Genomic DNA, 17,118 nt, shown 5'->3' on the forward strand with positions numbered 1-17,118 from the left:
TCTCCGACGACACAGCGGCCCCGGTGCCGCGGCACCGGGCACACGGCGCGGGTCGGCGGTGCGCGGCGGTCCGGGGAGAATGGGCCGGTGATCTACCGCTACCGCGTTCTCGGCACCGCGCAGGCACGCCGCCCCGACGGCACCGAGGTGCCTCTGAAGGGTGCGCGGCTGCGTGCGCTGCTGGTGGCACTGGCGGCCGGCGGCGGCCGGCCGGTACCGGCGGGACAACTGATCGCCCAGGTGTGGGGCGAGGGGGCGGAGCCGCCCGCCGATGCCCCGGCCGCCCTCCAGGCCCTGGTGGGCCGCCTGCGCCGGGCGCTCGGCGGGCCCGCGGTGGCCTCGTCGCCCGGCGGGTACGCGCTGGCGGCCGAGCCGGACGCCATCGACCTCTTCCGCTTCGAGCGGCTGACGGCGGAGGGCACCGCGGCGCTGCGCGCCGGCGACCCGGCGACCGCCGCCCGCCTGCTGGACGAGGCGCTGGCGCTGTGGCACGGTCCCGCGCTGGCGGATCTGCCGGACCGGGACGGCGACCCGCTCGCCGTCCGGGCCGAACGGCGGCACGGTGAGGCCCGCCGCGCCCGGCTGGCGGCCGAGGTGGCGTGCGGCCGGGCGGCCGACACGCTGGCCGAGCTGGCGGCGCTGGCCGCGGCGGAGCCGCTGGACGAGCCCTTGCAGGCACTGCGTGTCCGGGCGCTGTGGGCGGCCGGGCGGCAGGCCGAGGCGTTGCAGGCCTGTGAGGAGGTACGCGCCGGGCTCGCCGAGCGCCTGGGCACCGACCCGGGCGCCGAACTGCGCGCCCTGCACGCGCAGCTGCTGGCCGGGACCGCGGAACCGGCCCCGGCGCCCCGCACCGCCGCACCGGCCCCTTCACCACCCGCGCAGCTCCGCGCACGCCTCACCTCCTTCGTCGGCCGCTCCGGGGAACTCGCCGTGCTGGGCGAAGCGTTGTGCACACAGCGACTGGTCACCCTGCTCGGCACTGGCGGCGTCGGAAAGACCCGGCTCGCCCTGGAGGCCGCCGACGCGGCCGGTGCGCACTCCGACCGGTGGCCCGACGGCGTACGGGTCGCCGAGCTGGCCTCCGTACGGGACGCGGCGAGCGTGCCCGAAGCCGTCCTGACCGCGCTCGGCGGGCATCCGACGCAGGTACGGGGCCCCGGCGCCGACGAGCTGCGTACGCCCGGCGGCCCTCCGGCACCGCTCGCCCAGGTGGTGGAGCACTGCGGACCGCGGCGGCTGCTGCTGGTGCTGGACAACTGCGAGCACGTGATCGACGCGGCGGCCGGGCTGGCGCACGCCGTACTGGCCGGCTGTCCCGGCGTGACGGTGCTGGCCACCAGCCGCGAACCGCTCGGCGTGCCGGGCGAGTCGGTGCGTCCCGTCGAGCCGCTGCCGCCGCGGACCGCGCTCCGGCTGCTGGCCGAGCGGGGTGCCGCCGCGCGCCCCGGGTTCCGTACGGAGGACGATCCGGCCGCGTGCGCGGAGATCTGCCGCCGGCTCGACGGGCTGCCGCTCGCGATCGAGCTGGCGGCGGCGCGGCTGCGGGCGCTGACCCCGCGGCAGATCGCGGCGCGGCTGGACGACCGGTTCCGGCTGCTGAGCGGCGGCAGCCGGACGGCGCTGCCCCGGCAGCAGACGCTGCGTGCGGTGGTGGACTGGTCGTGGGACCTGCTCACCGCGGACGAGCGGGCGGTACTGCGCCGGCTGTCCGTCTTCGCCGGGGGTTGCGAAGCGGCGGAGGCGGAGCACGTGTGCGCCGCCCCGGCCCCGGCCGACGGCCCCCGCTCCCCCGCCGACGTCCTGGACGCGCTCACTTCTCTTGTCGACAAGTCGCTGGTCACCGCCGTACCGGAGAGCCCGCGCGGCATGCGCTACCGGCTGCTGGAGACGGTCGCCGAGTACGCCGGGGAGCGGCTGACGGAGTCCGGGGAGCGGGCGTCCGTGGAGCTGCGGCACCTGACGGCGTACCGGGAACTGGCCCGTACCGGCGATTCCGGGCTGCGCGGGCCGGGCCAGGCGGAGTGGCTGGAGCGCCTGGAGACCGAGCACGACAACGTGCGGGCCGCGCTGCGCACGGCGGTCGGCCGGGCCGAGGAGCAGGAGGCGCTGTGCCTGGCGCTGTCCATGAGCTGGTTCTGGCAGCTGCGCAACCGCCAGGCGGACGCCCGGCACTGGGCCGCCGCCGTCGCCGCCCTCGGCCCCGACCCGTTCGCCCCTCCCCTACGGACCGCCGAGCCGCTGGCGGACCGGTGTACGGCGGTGCCGCCGCCGTGGTCCGGGGAGCGGCTGTGGGAGGCCCGGCGCGGGGTGCGGCTGCTGGTGCTGGCGAGCAGCGGTGAGCAGGCCGGGCCGTCCGGCCCGGTGCGTCCGGAGGCGGTCGTGGCCGCGTACCGTCCGGGGCTGCCGCAGACCGCACGGCAGCCGGGCGTCATGTGGTTCTTCGCCCGGCTGATGACCGGCGGGTTCGCGGGGCTCGACGAGACCGTCGCCGCCGTCGTACGGCACTGCCGCGAGCTGGGCGACGGCTGGGACCTGGGCCTGGCGCTGCTGCTGCGGACCAAGCTGCTCGGCAACCGGCCCGCCGGGCTGGACCGGTCGGCGCGCGACGCCGAGGAGGCTCTGGCGCTCTTCGAGGCGGCCGGGGACCTGTGGGGCATCGCCGAATCCCTGTCCGCGCGCGGCGACACGTACGAGCGCCGTGGGCAGTACGCACAGGCGGACGCGGACTTCGCGCGTGCCATGGAGTCTTCCGCACGGATCGGGGCACACGCGCAAGTGCCCGAGTTCAAGGCGCGGCTGGCGTCCGTACGGCTGGAAGGGACATACGGTGCGGCCGATGCGGAGGAAGGCACCGTGGCAGCCGACGCGCACCGTTCGCCCCGTGTCCAGGAGGCCGAGCAACTGCTGCTGGAGGCCGTGGCGGAATCCCGGGCCTCCGCCGGCGAGACGCTGAGCACGGCTCGGCTGCTGCTGGCCCGGCACTACGGCCGGACCGGGCGCACCGGCCTCGCGCGCGAGCAGCTGCGCGAGGCCGAGCAGGCGTTCACCACCGGCACGCCGGCTCTCTTCACCGGCCTGGTGACGGGGCTGTACGGCTGGCTGGACTGCCTCGACGGCGAGTTCGCCCGGGCACGTGAGCACGTGCGCCGGGCCGTCCGGCAGCTCGGCAGTCTAGCGCACCTGGTGGGTCCGCACCTGATCACCCATCAGTTCCTGTGTGCTGCCTGGGCGCTGGCCGGTCTGGGTGCCGCCGGGACGGGGGCGCGCCTGCTGGGCGCGTACGACCGGCACGCGTCCACGTCCGAAGGGTTCGGCCTCCAGCCGCTGCCGCCCGTGGCGGAGGCCCTGGTACGGCGGCGGGCCGAGGCGGCGGTGCGCGCGGTGCTGGCGGCCGACGCGTACGAGAGGGCGTATGGCGAGGGCGGCGGTCTCTCGGTGAAGGAGGCCGCCGCCCTGATCTGACCGGCTGTCCGACCATCGCGGGCACCGGTGCCTTCGTGTACCGGTGCCCTCGTGCCTACTGTGCGTCCGCCAGCCGCTCCCGCGCCTCGGCCCGGTCCTCCTCCGTCGGCGCGTCGTCCTGGGACAGCGCCCGGCGCCAGTAGCCGGTGAAGTCGACGGACCGCTTGTCCAGGCCGCGGTCCCGGACCAGGTGCCGGCGCAGCGCGCGCACCGCGCCCGCCTCTCCGGCGAGCCAGGCGAAGACCGGACCGGCGGGGAAGTTCGCCCCGCGCACCGCCTCGACGAGCAGCTCGCCGGGCCCGGCAGCGCGCCGGCCGCGGTGCAGCCAGTGCACGGTCAGGTCACCGCGGGTGGCGAAGGTCTGTTCCTCCGCCGCGTCCGCCACCTCGATGTACGCCACCGCGCGGGCGCCTTCGGGCAGCCACTCGGCGAGGGTGCCGATGGCGGGCAGCGCGGTCTCGTCCCCGGCGAGCAGCGTCCAGTCGGCCGTACCGAGGGGGACCGGCCGGGCGAAGTACGCCGAGGGGCCGAACATGCCGAGCGTGTCCCCGGGCGCGGCGCGGTCCGCCCAGGCGGTCGCCGGACCGCGCTCCGGCCCCGCACCGTGCAGCACGAAGTCGATGTCGATCGTGCCGTCCTCCGGGTGGTGCGCGCGGACGGTGTAGCTGCGCATCCACGGCCGCTCGTCCTCGGGGAGGGCGTGGTACGCCGCGTACCACCGCATCAGGTCGCCGTCGGCGGGCGGCTCGGGGAGCCGCGGAACGGTCCGCCCGGGCTTGGGGAAGTACAGCTTCACCTGCTGGTCCGGCGCGTCGAGGCGGAAGCCGGCGAGGTCCGGGCCGCCGAAGGTGACGCGGACCATGCGCGGTGAGAGCCGCCGGACCGCGGTGACCCGGAGGTACCGGACCGGCAGGGGCGCGGACGGGGAAGGCTGCGGTTGCATCGCGTCTCCGTGAGCAGGGGCCAACGGCCGGTGCCGGCCGTGGCGCGAGGGACACGGCGGCGGGGACCCCGGCGCGCCGTGCGGGACGGACCCGACCGTCGCAGCCGCCGCCGACACGCCGCCTACAGCTCGCCTGCACGAGCCGTACGCATGTGATCCGGGCGCCGTCCCGCACCCCCGGTCCGTCACCCCGGCACCCGGCCCGCTCGCACCCCACGCGCGGGTACGCCCCCGCCGCGGCCGGGCTATCCGGGTGATTCGCTCCCGTGACCGTCACTCCGGGCGCTCCCCCGTCAATACGTCTGCTGACAGGAAGAGCCCGTACCGTCCGCGTCCGGTGCCGCCGGCCGCGGACGGTGCCGCACGAGAACGGAACACACCACCATGCCCACGGACCGCTGCCGACTGCTGCCCATCGCCTCCGCGAGCGCCCTGGCCCTCGCCGCCACCCTGGGCGCCGGAACCGCCCTCATCGCCTCCCCCGCGACCGCCTCCGGGCCCGCGCGCGCCACCACTCCCCAGGACCCGCGGGAGGCGACGGTGCGGGTGGGGACCGGCACCGCCGACTTCTGCCTCACCCCCGGCGCCACCCGCGCGCTCGCCAAGTCCGGCATCCGTCTGGCGGCGCTCGCCCCCGCGAAGGTCACCGGACCGGCCGAACGCCGCTGTGTGACCACGCCGATCTCCGGCGGTGCCTTCAGCCCCCGCTTCACCTCCGGGCACCTCGACTTCAAGGGCGGCTTCGACTTCGTGCGCAAGGACAACCGCCACCTCAAGGTCGACGCGCTGCGGGGCGACCTCGCCACCTCGCGTCTCACCGGCCACGTCGGCGCCTCCAAGGCGCGTCGCACCGACTTCCTGGCGTTCCGGGTGGACCCGAACCGGGTCAAGGTGGGCGGCGGGCAGGTGCGTGCCCGGCTGGCCTTCACCCTGACCGACCGCGGCGTCGGTGCCTTCCGCGGCGCCTTCCGCGGGCAGTCGCCGTTCACCGTGGGCCAGCGGGTGTTCGACGCGGACGGCACGGCGACGCTCGGCACCAAGCAGGCCGGCAGCCCGGCGCCGGGGTCCGGCACCGCCCACGGCCAGGCGTCCGGGACGGCGCAGCGCCCGTCGGCCGGCGCCTCCCCGGCCCAGGCACCCGCCCGGCAGAACGACGTGGCGATGGACCCGATCAACGCCATCACGGCCGACTGAGCGGCCCGCCGGACACCGGGGCTGACCGCCGGACCCGGGGACCGGCCGCCGGACACCGGGGCTGACCGCCGCGCGGCGGTCAGCCCCTGGCGCGCTCGTGGTACGTACGCCGGGTGTGTTCCGTGTGGGCCCGCATGACCGCGGTCGCCCGCGCCTCGTCCCGGTCGGCGATCGCCGCGATCAGCTCACGGTGCTCGTCCCAGGACCGCTGACCGCGCTGCCGGGCGACGGGGGTGTGGTACCAGCGCACCCGTCGCCCGACCTGCGCCGCCAGGTCGGCGAGCACCGTGTTGCCGGCCAGCTCCATCACCTTGGCGTGGAACTCCGCGTTCGTGGCGACCGCGGTCTCCACCGCGTCGTCCCGCACCGCCTGCTCGCCCTGGTCGCACAGCGCTTCCAGCTCCGCGATGCCGCCCGACCCGGCGTTGGCGGCGGCGAGCCGGGCGGCCTCCGCCTCCAGGAGGGTGCGCACGGTGAGCAGTTGGTCGGCCTCCTCCTCGGTGGGCTCGTGCACGAACGCGCCCTGCGCGGGGCGCAGATCGACCCAGCCCTCCGTGTTGAGCCGCTGCAACGCCTCGCGGACCGGCTGCCGGGACACACCGAGGTGGCCCGCCAACTCGCTCTCGACCAAGTGCTGGCCGGGGCGCAGCGCGCGGGTGGTGATCAGTTCGAGGAGCGCTTCGTAGACGCGCTCGCGCAGCGGGCCGGGGCGTTCCAGCTTCGGCACGGTGCCCTGCGGCAGCCCTGTGGACAGCATCGAGATACCCCTCCGTGGACGCGACCGGGACGGCGCGCGAGGGCGCGGCCGGCCGGGCGGCCGATTGGTTATCGTCTACAGTCTACCGAGCACCGCCGTCTGCGCGCAGGCCGTCCACCGCCCGCGCCCCGCCCGGTCATCGCTCCCCCCGGACAGCGGCAACTCCTGCGAGAATACGTACGCTTGAAGCACCTCGGACCAGCGCGGACCGCCACCCACCGGACCGCGGGGAGGGCCAGGCCCCGATGCGCGGAGGAACGGTCGCCGTCGTGGGCGGGAGCATCGCCGGATGCGCCGCCGCACTCGCCGCACACCGGGGCGGCGCCACGCGCATCACGGTCCACGAACGCGCCGCCGGCCGCCTGGCCGACCGCGGCGCCGGCCTGGCCGTGCACGACGCCCGCTACGCGGGACTGGGGGCCGCTCTGGCGCGAACTGCGCGACCGGATGCCCGCGACCGCCGAGTTCCGCGGGGCCGGTCCGGTCCGTACGGTCGAGACGTCGCCCGACGGCGCCGCGGTGCACCTGGAGGACGGCAGCACGCACCACGCCGACCTGGTCGTCGGCGCGGACGGCTACCGTTCGGTGGTCCGCGCCGCCGCCTTACCCGGCGTACGGCCCGTGTACGCCGGGTACCTCGCCTGGCGCGGCGCGTTCCCCGCCGCCCGGCCGGGGCGTGGCCGGTCGAGGACTGCGTCTTCGCCGTCTTCCCCGGCGGCCACGCCGTCGTCTACCGCATCCCGGACGGCATGGGCGGCCACCGCGTCAACCGGGTGCTCTACACCGCCCCGCCCCCGGGGCCGGACCTCGGCCTGGACACCCCGACCAGCCTGCCGCCCGGCACCCTCGGCGGCCCGCTGCACGCCTCCTTCGCGCAGGTCACCGGCGAGCTCCTGCCGCCGTACCGGGGCGGCCTGTTCCAGCTGACCCGGCCCGAGGAACTGTTCTGTTCATCCAGCCGCCGTACGACTTCTCGGCGCCCCACTACGCCGCGGGCCGGCTGCTGCTCGCCGGTGACGCGGCCACGGTCGCCCGCCCGCACACCGGCAGCGGAGCGGTGAAGGCCCTTCAGGACGCCGTCGCCCTGGAGGCGGCCTGCGCGGCCGCCGGTGACTGGTCCGAGGTGGCCGCCGCGTACGACGCGGCCCGCGGCCCCGTCGGCATGTCGGTGATGGAGCTCGGCCGCCGCCTCGGCGACGTGCTGGTCCTGCGCGGACCGGACTGGCGGACGGTGCACCAGGCGGACCTGGACGCGCTGTGGGCGGAGGCGGACGAGGGCGCGTTCGGCGGCCGTGCCCTGCCGGGGGCCCCGGGGCCCGGGGGCCCGGGGGCCCGGGGGCCCGGACCGGCGGCCGGGCCCGTACCGGACAATGGAACGGCCGAGGCCGACCCGCCACCACGGGCCGGCACACCAGGGACGGACGGGACTGATCAGACATGGGACGGGTCACCGAGCGGCGCCGCGTCATCCGCATCCGCGACGGAGCCGTGAGCACGCGCCCGGACACCCTCGTCGGCGAGGAGCCGCTGGAGATCCGCCTCGGCGGCAAGCCGCTCGCCATCACGATGCGCACGCCGGGCGACGACTTCGCGCTGGCCGCAGGCTTCCTCGTGAGCGAGGGCGTGCTCGGCGACGCCGGGGAGCTGGCGAACATCGTGTACTGCGCGGGCGCGACCGAGGACGGCTCGAACACGTACAACGTCGTGGACGTGCAGCTCGCGCCCGGCGTTGCCGTCCCGGACATCACCCTGGAGCGCAACGTCTACACGACGTCGTCCTGCGGGCTGTGCGGCAAGGCCAGCCTGGACGCGGTCCGCACGGCCGCCCGCTGGCGCCCGGACCCGCCCGCCGAGGCCGCGGCCCGTATCACCCCCGCGACGCTGGCCGCCCTCCCCGGGCGGCTGCGGGCCGCGCAGCGCGTGTTCGACCGGACCGGCGGGCTGCACGCCGCCGGGCTCTTCGGCACCGACGGCGAACTCCTCGACGTACGCGAGGACGTGGGCCGGCACAACGCCGTCGACAAGGTCGTCGGCCGCGCCCTCCAGGACGGGCGGCTGCCGCTGCGCGACACCATCCTGATGGTCTCCGGACGGGCGTCGTTCGAACTCGTCCAGAAGGCGGTCATGGCGGGCATCCCGGCCCTGGCCGCGGTCTCCGCGCCGTCCTCCCTCGCCGTGGACCTGGCCGCCGAGAGCGGCCTGACGCTGGTGGGCTTCCTGCGGGGCACCTCGATGAACGTGTACGCGGGCGAGGAGCGGCTGGCGCTGGGTGCGGTCGCGGGCCGGGCCTGACCGGGCCGGGGGCGGGCCGCCGGCCGGCGCGGGCCGTCAGGCCGCGTCCGGCCCCGGCCGCTCCCCCGGGTCCACCACCCGCGCCAGCAGCGCCATCAGCTGCTCGCGTTCGGCGGGGGTGAGACCCGCGGTCAGTTCGTCGTTGGCGCGGTCGCCCAGCCGCTCCGTACGGCGCAGCCGGCGCTCCCCGGCGGCGGAGATCTCGATGGCGTTCTTGCGCCGGTCCCTGGGGTCGGGGGTACGGGTCACCAGTCCGTCGGCCTGGAGGTCGTTGAGGACCGCGACCATGTCCTTGGGGTCGATGCCCACGCTCCGGCCCAGCTCGGCCTGGGAGACCGGCCCCAGTTCGCCGACGGCCGACAGCACCGCGTGGTGCATCATCCGCATCCCCTCCTCGGCCAGCGCCTCGGCGACGAGGCGGTGTCCCCGGGCGGCGGCCCGGCCGAGCAGCCAGCTGGGGAGGGCGCGGATACGGGACGGCGCGTAAGGGGTCTCTGCCATGGCACCAGCCTATCCGTAAATCCATTGGCGCACCCAACGGTTCTGTTATCGTTGGGCCACCCAACGGTTCCGTGGTCGCCCGCTGCCCCGGCCGTTCGGTCCCCCGTCCCCTGCGCGCGTCCGGCGACGCCGCGCCCCACGTCCCGGAGGTACCCGTGCGACGCGTCCGCTTCCATTCCTACGGCGGTCCGGAAGTCCTGCGGCCGGAGGAGGCCGAGGTGCCCGAGCCGGGACCCGGCGAGCTGCTCGTCCGTACCGAGGCCATCGGCGTGAGCCTGCCGTCCGTACGCCGGACGCGCGGTGACGGCGCGGGCGGCGGTGTGCCGCTGCCCGCCGTCCTCGGCGGCGAAGTGGCCGGTGAGGTCGTGGGGCTGGGCCCGGACGTCACCGGCTTCACGGCCGGCGACCGGGTCACCGGACTCTCCTTCACCGGCTCGTACGCCGAAGCGGCCACCGTGCCCGCCGCGCTCGCCTCCCGGATACCGGACGGCGCGACCGGCGAGGACGCCGTCGCGCTGGTCCGCGGCGGCCAGGTCGCGCTCGCCGCGCTGGCCACCGCCGCGCCCGCCGGTGCGGAATCGGTCCTGATCACCGGTGCGGCCAGTGCCACCGGGCACCTCGCGGTGCAGCTCGCCAAGCTGCGCGGTGTGCCACGGGTGGTGGCGGCCGTCAGCTCCGTCGCCAAAGCGGACTTCCTGTACGGGCTCGGCGCCGACGAGGTCGTCACGTACGGGGACGCGTCCTGGGGCGCGCCCGCCGACATCGTCCTCGACGGCGTCGGCGGGGACCTCCTGCCGCGCGCGGTGGCCGCCCTCGCCCCCGGCGGGCGACTGGTGTTCTTCAACTCGGGCGGCGGCACCGTCCCGGCCCACGACCTGCTCGCGGGCTCGAAGACGGTCACCGGGCTGACCATGGCGCGGTTCGCGGCCACCCGTCCGGAGCGGTACGCGCGGCACGGCGCCGAGCTGTGGGAACACTTCCTCGCCGGCCGGCTGCGGGCCGTCGTCCACGCGCGGATCCCGCTGGCGGAGGCCGCCAGGGCACACGAGATCATCGAGGCGCGCGGCAACCTGGGCAAGGTCATGCTGATTCCCTGACCCGCCCCGTACAGACATGCCCCGCCTCCTCCGGACGGGCGGAAATCCGGCCGGGTGCGAAGAACCGCCGCGCGTGGCTTGTGGCGGTGCCGGGAGCCCAGTAGCTTCCTGCGCACCGCGCGGAGGTAGGACGTTCTGCGTACGCCGCCGATGCCCCGTCTACGCCCCGAAGGGCAGGTCGGACCATGACGTCACCGTTCCGCACCCGTGACAACCACCGCGGCAGACCCGCCAACGGGCCCCGGCCGCGGCGCCGCGCGCTGACCGCGCTCGCCGCCGCGGCCACCGTCCTGGTCCCGGTGGCCACTGCCCAGGCCGACCCCACCACCGCTGCGGCCCCATCCACCGGCTTCGACCAGCAGGTGCTGTTCAAGGCGTCCCAGGAACACGGCTACGCGTGCTTCCGCATCCCGGCGATCGTCCGGTCCGCCCGCGGCACCCTGCTGGCCTTCGCCGAGGGCCGGGTGCGCACCTGCGGCGACGCCGGCGACATAGACCTCGTCCTCAAACGCTCCACCGACGGCGGCCGTACGTGGGGTCCCCTCCAGGTCGTCAACGAGGGCGGCGGTGACACCCACGGCAACCCGGCCCCCGTCGTCGACCGCCGAACCGGCCGCATTCTGCTCGCCGAGACCTACAACAAGGGCCGCCCCGACGCCGGGAACTGCGACGTGCCCTGCGACCGCACCCCGCACCTCCAGTACAGCGACGACGACGGCGCCACCTGGTCGGCTCCGCGCGACCTGACCGCCGAACTCCGGCCCGCCGGCTGGAACTCCTGGTACGCGACCGGCCCCGTGCACGGCATCCAGCTCGCCCGCGGGCGGCACGCCGGGCGGCTGGTCTTCACCGTCAACGCCGAGAGCTACGCGGGCGGCCGGATAACCGCCAACCACGCGGCGCTGATGCTGAGCGACGACGGCGGCGACAGCTGGCGGGCCGGCGCCGTGGACAGCTATCCGACCGCCGCCGACGGCACGTTCCGGCAGAAGCCGTCCGAGATGAGCCTGCTGGAACGTTCCGACGGCTCGGTGTACGTCAACGGGCGCGAGCAGGACGGCACCGACCTCGGCCACCGCACGGCCGCCGTCAGCCACGACGGCGGGGAATCCTTCGCCCGCCCCTTCCGCACGCTGCCCGGCCTGTACGCGCCGATGGTGCAGGGCTCGGTCCTGCGACTGCCCGCCCGGCCCGCCGGCGCGCCCGCCCGTACCCTGTTCGCCGCGCCCGCCGACCCCGACCGCCGCCGCACCATGACCCTCCGCTCCTCCTACGACGAGGGCCGCACCTGGGAAGGCGTGGACCGGGGCGCCCGGGTCACCGCCGACTGGTCCGGCTACTCGGACCTGGTGGCCGTCTCCCCCGGCCTGACCGGTCTGCTCTACGAGGGCGGGGTGGCCGACGCCCGCGACGAGATCCGCTTCGCCCGCTTCACCGACGCCTGGCTCGGGCCGCGCCGGGGCCCCGACCCGACGACCCCCGACCGCGGGCGGCACGCCCGGCCCGCCCTGGTCCTGGGCGGCGCCCGTCCGGTGCCGGGCCGCTTCGGCGCCGCCCTCGCCTTCGACGGCCGGGACGACGCCGTCCGGCTGCCCTTCCGCCGCTCGCTCCCCCTGGGCAGCGGGGACTTCACATGCAGCCTGTGGTTCCGCTACCGCGCCGCCTCCGGCGAACAGCCGTTCCTGTGGATGGGCGGGGTGGGCGTCCGCAGCCCGCAGGTGGCCCTGCGCGGCGACCCGGCGCGCGGCCGGATCAGCGCCTTCGTCACCGCGCTCGACGGCGCCCGGCCGGCCGCCACCGCCGAGGTCGCCACCACCGCCCCGTACAACGACGGCCGGTGGCACCACCTGGCCCTGCGGCGCACCGGCGGCCGGCTGACGCTCGGCGTCGACGGCACCGAAAACCGCACGGTCCCCGACGTCCCCGGCTCCGTGAGCCGCAACTCGGTCTTCGGCGTCCACGCGGGCCAGAAGGTGGACAGCCGCGCCCACCTGACCGGCGCCCTGGACGAAGTACGCGTCTACGGACGGGCGCTGAGCGACGGCGAGCTGGCCCGGGTACGCGAGGGGAACGGGCGCGACAAGGGGCCGGTCGTGCTGAATCTGCCCTTGGACGACGTGGACGACGAGTAGGAGCGGGGCCGCTGGTCAACGCCTTCCGTAGAAGGCGTCGACCAGCGACTCCATGCTCTTCTGGAAGGAGCAGCAGAGCGCGATCCACGACCCGTCCACGAAGACCAGGTCGAACCGGCCGCGGGGCAGCGTCGTGCGCGGCTTGGGCCGCAGTTCGGCGATGTCCTGGCGCGGGACCTCCACGGCGAGGGCCGGTTCGGGGTCGCGGGCCCGCCACCCGGTGGCGTGATCGGTGACCACGAACAGCCGGCGGTCGGTGACCGCCTGGTGCCGGGGGGTGCCGCCCGCGTTGGTGACCTGCACGAGGAAGCGCCCGGCCATGCTGGTCCAGCCGCCTTCCATGGGCTTGCCGTACATCATGCGCTCGGCCGCGGCGTCGGCGGCGTCCTCGATGTTCTCCGGGGCCTCGCTGATCCCCTCGGCGACGTTGCCCACGGCGCGGGTCAGCCGGTTGTTGGTGAACCGGTTGTCGGTGACCGCGTCGATGGGCCGCGACGCCTTGTTCAGCACGTTGCCCAGCACGCCCCGGATCCGCTTCTCCAGGGCCGACTGCTTGGGCGGCAGCCGCAGGTGCGCGGGAACCAGCGGCAGGGACGGGTACACGTCGTACTGTTCGCTCTGCAGCAGCACCTCGCCGGGCTGGAGGAACTGCCGACAGGGGGTCTCGTGGTCGATCACGCGGCCGTTCTCCTCGCCTCAGCCGAAGGGGTTGTCGGGGTCGCGCGGCTGCTGGGCCGACGACGGGCGGGACATCAGGCGGATGTCCTGGTCGGCGGCCGGCTTCCGGTAGCGGCCGAGCGGGTCCGGGTCGGCCGGGGCCGGGTCGGCGGGAACCCCGTGCTTCGACGGCGGGCTCAACGGTCCGCTGACGGCGGGCCCGCCGACCGTACCCCCGCCGGAGGGCGACGGGTCGAAGTCCGACGCCGGCGGCAGGTGGACCTCGCCGTGCCGCCGCGCGCCACCACCGGATGCGGCGCCCCCGCCGTCACCGCCGTCGATCATGTCGTCGAGCTTTTCGGCTCCCGCCTGGACGACGGGCGAAAGCGCCTGCGTCGGATCGCCCGAGAATCCCAGGCCTCCCATGCCGAGGCCGACGGCACCCTTCATCGGCACCTTGACGGCCTTCAGCGCCTTTTTCGCGGCGATCCCCTTCAGGAACTTCTCGGCCTCGACCGGGTCCTTGATGTGCTTCCAGGTCCACGGCTTGAGCTTTTTGACCTTCGACATCTTCTTGGCCTTCTTCAACAACTTGATGATGTTGACGAAGGCCCTGAGTTCGGTGGCCAGTTCCTCCAGTACCCGGGCGATACGCGTCGAGACGATCCCGGCCTGGGCGACGGCGGTGGCGGCGGCCGCCGCGGCCGAGGCGCCGACCGTGATGATCGAGGTGGCCAGCGCCACGGCCAGCTCGATGATGGCCCACTCGATCAGCTCGCGGATCAGCGTCTCCACGACCTGCTCGGCCAGCTTGGCCCGCTCGCCCGCCTGCTCCAGGACGTCCGCCACCGCGTCCATGTCGGCGGCTTCCTGCTCCAGCGCCGCTTCCATCTCGGCGAGGTGCCCCTGGAACGCGTCGGCCGCCTGGCCGGTCCATTCGTGGGCGAGGTCCGCGCGGTCCCGGCGCTGGTCGGCGATCAGGTTGCGCAGTTCGGTGGCCTGTTCGCGCCACAGCTTGGCGGCTTCCTGGATGCCCTCGTCATCACCGGTGACGCATTCCAGGTGCTCGGCGAGCGGTTCGACGAGCGGGCGCATGATGGCGTCCACCGCCGAGTCGAACCCGCTCATCCAGTCGTTGACCTTGTTGTAGGCGCTGAGCGCCCCCGTCGCCACGCCGCTCACCGGGCGCCCCCGGGCCCGCCCTGGACGTGCCGCATCGTGCGCACGGTCTCGTCCTCGTCGGACTGGTACGCCCGTGCCGTCTCGGTGATGCCCTCGCCGACCTTCTCCTCCAGCGTCGCCGCCTTGTCGAGGATGTCCAGGCAGTCCTCACTCTGCTCCGCGTAGGCGCTGTACAGTTCGCCGGCCTCCGGGAGCTTTCCGAAGGCCTGCTGGTTCAGCGAGTGCGAGGCGAGTTTGCTGCGGATCGCCCGCAGCTTCTCCGCGCGCTGGTCAGAACTTTTGGCGAACTTGTGCAGAGCTTCTTGAGCAGCGGTGAATTGCTCGGACACAGATCTCCCCCGATCCGTTGGTCATAGTGCGGGCGGACGCCGGGGCGCCGCGAAAGCCCGGACAACAGTACGGCGTCATCGCCGACGGGCGGGACGGGGGGCGTTGATGCCCATTGTGCAGATTTGTGGGGTCAAGAGATGACGGGTGACACCGGGCCACGCTCGCCCTTTGCCTTTTATTGGTAATCCCTGGTGATTCTCTTGCCCATCATTTGAGATTGGTGTGCAACTCCCGAGCCGGTGGCGCGGCAGCGGCGACGGCAGGCGAAGAACCGGCGTCCCGGGCCGGATTCCCTTCGGCCCCCGCTCCGAAGCCCGCCTCCTGCGGGGCCCGTGCCGCGTACCGCTTCGCCAGCACCGCGCACACCATCAACTGCATCTGGTGGAACAGCATCAGCGGCAGTACGGCCAGCCCGGCCCCGCCGCCGAACAGGACGGTGGCCATGGGGAGTCCGGCGGCCAGGCTCTTCTTCGAGCCGGCGAAGGTGATGGCTATCCGGTCACCGCGGCCGAAGCCGGCCTTCTTCGAGCCGTACGACGTGATCGTCAGCATCAGGGCCAGCAGCACGGCCTCGACGCCCAGCAGGCTCAGCAGGCGCCACGGGGAGACCTGGTGCCAGATGCCCGCGACGACGCCCGCGCTGAAGGCGCTGTAGACGACGAAGAGGATGGAGCCGCGGTCGACGAAGCCGAGGATCTTCTTGTGCCGGGTGAGGAATCCGCCGATCCAGCGGCGCAGCAGCTGCCCGGCGAGGAACGGCACGAGCAGCTGGAGGACGATCGACATCAGGGAGTGGGCCGAGAACCCGCCGCCGTCCCCGCCCAGCACGAGCGCCGCCAGCAGCGGTGTCAGCACAATGCCGACCAGGCTGGAGAAGGAGCCCGCGCAGATCGCCGCCGCGACGTTGCCGCGCGCCATGGAGGTGAAGGCGATCGAGGACTGGACGGTGGAGGGGACCAGGCAGAGGAAGAGCAGGCCGGTGTAGAGGGGCTGCGTCAGGACGTACGGGACGAGACCGCGGGCGGCCAGACCCAGCAGCGGGAAGATCACGAACGTACAGGCCAGGACCGCCAGGTGCAGCCGCCAGCTGCGCATCCCGGCGAGCGCTTCGCGGGTGGAGAGCCGGGCGCCGTAGAGGAAGAAGAGCAGCGCGACGGCGGCGGTGGACGCGTCGTCGGCGACGGCGGCGGCCGTGCCGCGGGCAGGCAGCAGCGCCGCGAGGCCGACGGTGCCGACGAGGGCCAGGATGAACCCGTCCACGGGGAGCCAGGAGGGGAGCTTGAGCTGAGGGGGGCGCATGTTCTCTCTTCGACGGTCGGTGCTGGCGGTGTGGACGGTTCAGCTGGTGTGCTCGGTGCCGGTGGGGTGGACGGTGCCCTCTCCAGCCTGCCTGGCCCCGCGGCCATCGGGAACCCCGCTCACCGTGGTGACTGCTATCACGGTTCGTGATGAAGGGCGGTAGGCTGATGCGATGTTCGACCCGGTGCAGTTGCGTACGTTCCTCGCGGTGGCCCAGACGCTGAGCTTCACCCAGGCCGCGCACCGTCTCGGCGTGCGGCAGTCCACCGTCAGCCAGCACGTGCGCAAGCTGGAGGAGGCGGCCGGGCGGCGGCTGTTCGCCCGGGACACCCACGCCGTGGACCTGACCGAGGACGGCGAGGCGATGCTCGGCTTCGCGCGCACGATCCTGGAGGCCAACGAGCGGGCCACGGGCTTCTTCACGGGGACGCGGCTGCGCGGCCGGCTGCGGTTCGGCGCCTCGGAGGACTTCGTACTGACCCGGATGCCGGAGGTGCTGGAGGAGTTCCGGCGCGATCACCCCGAGGTGGACCTGGAGCTGACGGTCGAGCTGTCCGGGACGCTGCACGAACTCCTGGCGGCCGGCCGCCTCGACCTCGTCCTGGCCAAACGCCGTCCCGGCCCGGCGCGCGGCCGGCCGGCGGCGCCGACCGGCCGGCTCGTCTGGCGGGACCGCCTCGTCTGGATCGGCACCGACCGGCTGCGGCTGGACGCGCGGCGGCCGGTCCCGCTGGTGGTGTTCCCGCCGCCCGCGGTGACCCGGGCCCGCGCGCTGGAGGCGCTGGAGCGGCAGGGCCGCGACTGGCGCATCGCCTGTACGAGCGGCAGCCTGAACGGCCTGATCGCGGCCACCCGGGCCGGGCTGGGCGTGATGGCGCACAGCCTCGGCATGATCCCGCCCGGCCTGGTCCGGATGCCGTCCCGGGCCGGGCTGCCGGACCTCGGCGGGGTGGACTTCGTCCTGCTGTACGGCGACGAGCGGAACGGCGCGGCCAGGGGCCCGGCGGACGCCCTGGCCGACGCGATACTGGCCGGCGGCGACCGGTTGCAGCTGCCGTAGGACGGACGGCGCCCTGGGTCCCGGCCCGTGCGGCATCGGGGCCCTCGGCGACGTGGAGTCCCCCCGCCGGCCGTCCCCGGCGCCCCGGTTCGAGCCGTTCGGAGAGATTCGGTGCAGATCCGGTCCCGGCGTCGTGATCGTTCGGCGGGTGTCGCCACCACCGATGTCCGGGCTTCTCCGGAGTAGCCCGTTTTCGCCGCATGACCAGGGAC

The 17,118-nt window shown here is 75.0% G+C and carries 15 protein-coding genes; 8 read left to right on the forward strand and 7 right to left on the reverse strand.

Features of this window, described 5'->3' with window-relative positions; all coding sequences use genetic code 11:
- Positions 1-87: 87 nt before the first annotated feature.
- A complete protein-coding gene (locus tag ACH4FX_RS21915) occupies positions 88-3,462 on the forward strand; it encodes an ATP-binding protein (protein WP_398481353.1) in 3,375 nt (1,124 codons plus the stop codon).
- Positions 3,463-3,517: 55 nt separating this feature from the next.
- Here the strand turns inward: ACH4FX_RS21915 and ACH4FX_RS21920 are convergent, their stop codons facing one another.
- Positions 3,518-4,405: a siderophore-interacting protein gene (locus ACH4FX_RS21920; protein ID WP_398481355.1), complete on the reverse strand. Its 888-nt coding sequence runs from the start codon at positions 4,403-4,405 to the stop codon at positions 3,518-3,520.
- Positions 4,406-4,789: 384 nt separating this feature from the next.
- Here ACH4FX_RS21920 and ACH4FX_RS21925 point away from each other — a divergent pair, with 384 nt between their 5' ends.
- On the forward strand, positions 4,790-5,599 hold the full coding sequence (locus ACH4FX_RS21925) for a hypothetical protein (protein ID WP_398481357.1): 810 nt from the start codon (positions 4,790-4,792) through the stop codon (positions 5,597-5,599).
- A gap of 79 nt (positions 5,600-5,678) precedes the next feature.
- Here the strand turns inward: ACH4FX_RS21925 and ACH4FX_RS21930 are convergent, their stop codons facing one another.
- Entirely contained in the window at positions 5,679-6,356 is a 678-nt protein-coding gene (locus ACH4FX_RS21930) for a GntR family transcriptional regulator (RefSeq protein ID WP_398481359.1), read from the reverse strand.
- Between the two features lie 749 nt (positions 6,357-7,105).
- On the opposite strand from ACH4FX_RS21930, the gene ACH4FX_RS21935 reads away from it, so the two are divergent.
- Genes ACH4FX_RS21935 through fdhD form a run of 3 tightly spaced genes read left to right on the forward strand, consistent with a single transcriptional unit; the run spans position 7,106 to position 8,648 of the window.
- Positions 7,106-7,417, forward strand: a complete 312-nt coding sequence (locus tag ACH4FX_RS21935) for a hypothetical protein (RefSeq protein ID WP_398481658.1) — start codon at positions 7,106-7,108, stop codon at positions 7,415-7,417.
- Positions 7,360-7,848 (forward strand): hypothetical protein, encoded by a 489-nt coding sequence (locus ACH4FX_RS21940; RefSeq protein ID WP_398481642.1) that lies wholly within the window; start codon positions 7,360-7,362, stop codon positions 7,846-7,848. Before ACH4FX_RS21935 ends, ACH4FX_RS21940 begins: the two co-directional genes overlap by 58 nt.
- Positions 7,794-8,648 (forward strand): formate dehydrogenase accessory sulfurtransferase FdhD, encoded by an 855-nt coding sequence (gene fdhD / locus ACH4FX_RS21945; RefSeq protein WP_398481360.1) that lies wholly within the window; start codon positions 7,794-7,796, stop codon positions 8,646-8,648. Before ACH4FX_RS21940 ends, fdhD begins: the two co-directional genes overlap by 55 nt.
- A gap of 36 nt (positions 8,649-8,684) precedes the next feature.
- Here the strand turns inward: fdhD and ACH4FX_RS21950 are convergent, their stop codons facing one another.
- Positions 8,685-9,149, reverse strand: a complete 465-nt coding sequence (locus ACH4FX_RS21950; RefSeq protein ID WP_398481362.1) for a MarR family winged helix-turn-helix transcriptional regulator — start codon at positions 9,147-9,149, stop codon at positions 8,685-8,687.
- Between the two features lie 155 nt (positions 9,150-9,304).
- Between ACH4FX_RS21950 and ACH4FX_RS21955 the strand changes: the two genes are divergently transcribed.
- Together ACH4FX_RS21955 and ACH4FX_RS21960 are read left to right on the forward strand one after the other, a co-directional pair.
- Positions 9,305-10,246 (forward strand): zinc-binding alcohol dehydrogenase family protein, encoded by a 942-nt coding sequence (locus ACH4FX_RS21955; protein ID WP_398481364.1) that lies wholly within the window; start codon positions 9,305-9,307, stop codon positions 10,244-10,246.
- Positions 10,247-10,431: 185 nt separating this feature from the next.
- Positions 10,432-12,378, forward strand: coding sequence for an exo-alpha-sialidase (locus tag ACH4FX_RS21960; protein ID WP_398481365.1), 1,947 nt, complete (start codon positions 10,432-10,434; stop codon positions 12,376-12,378).
- A gap of 15 nt (positions 12,379-12,393) precedes the next feature.
- Here the strand turns inward: ACH4FX_RS21960 and ACH4FX_RS21965 are convergent, their stop codons facing one another.
- The 4 genes from ACH4FX_RS21965 to ACH4FX_RS21980 form a co-directional block, all read right to left on the reverse strand.
- Positions 12,394-13,056 carry a hypothetical protein gene (locus ACH4FX_RS21965; protein ID WP_398481367.1) on the reverse strand — a complete coding sequence of 221 codons (663 nt, stop codon included), beginning with the start codon at positions 13,054-13,056 and terminating at the stop codon, positions 12,394-12,396.
- A gap of 18 nt (positions 13,057-13,074) precedes the next feature.
- Positions 13,075-14,217, reverse strand: a complete 1,143-nt coding sequence (locus tag ACH4FX_RS21970) for a WXG100 family type VII secretion target (RefSeq protein ID WP_398481369.1) — start codon at positions 14,215-14,217, stop codon at positions 13,075-13,077.
- On the reverse strand, positions 14,214-14,546 hold the full coding sequence (locus tag ACH4FX_RS21975; RefSeq protein ID WP_398481371.1) for a hypothetical protein: 333 nt from the start codon (positions 14,544-14,546) through the stop codon (positions 14,214-14,216). Before ACH4FX_RS21975 ends, ACH4FX_RS21970 begins: the two co-directional genes overlap by 4 nt.
- A gap of 208 nt (positions 14,547-14,754) precedes the next feature.
- Complete coding sequence (locus ACH4FX_RS21980; protein WP_398481372.1) at positions 14,755-15,846, reverse strand: bile acid:sodium symporter family protein; 1,092 nt, start codon at positions 15,844-15,846, stop codon at positions 14,755-14,757.
- 172 nt (positions 15,847-16,018) lie between these two features.
- Here ACH4FX_RS21980 and ACH4FX_RS21985 point away from each other — a divergent pair, with 172 nt between their 5' ends.
- Positions 16,019-16,906: a LysR family transcriptional regulator gene (locus tag ACH4FX_RS21985; protein WP_398481374.1), complete on the forward strand. Its 888-nt coding sequence runs from the start codon at positions 16,019-16,021 to the stop codon at positions 16,904-16,906.
- Positions 16,907-17,118 lie beyond the last annotated feature (212 nt).

Origin of the sequence: Streptomyces sp. NPDC018019 (assembly GCF_044327805.1) — a bacterium.
Classification (GTDB): Bacteria; Actinomycetota; Actinomycetes; order Streptomycetales; family Streptomycetaceae; genus Streptomyces.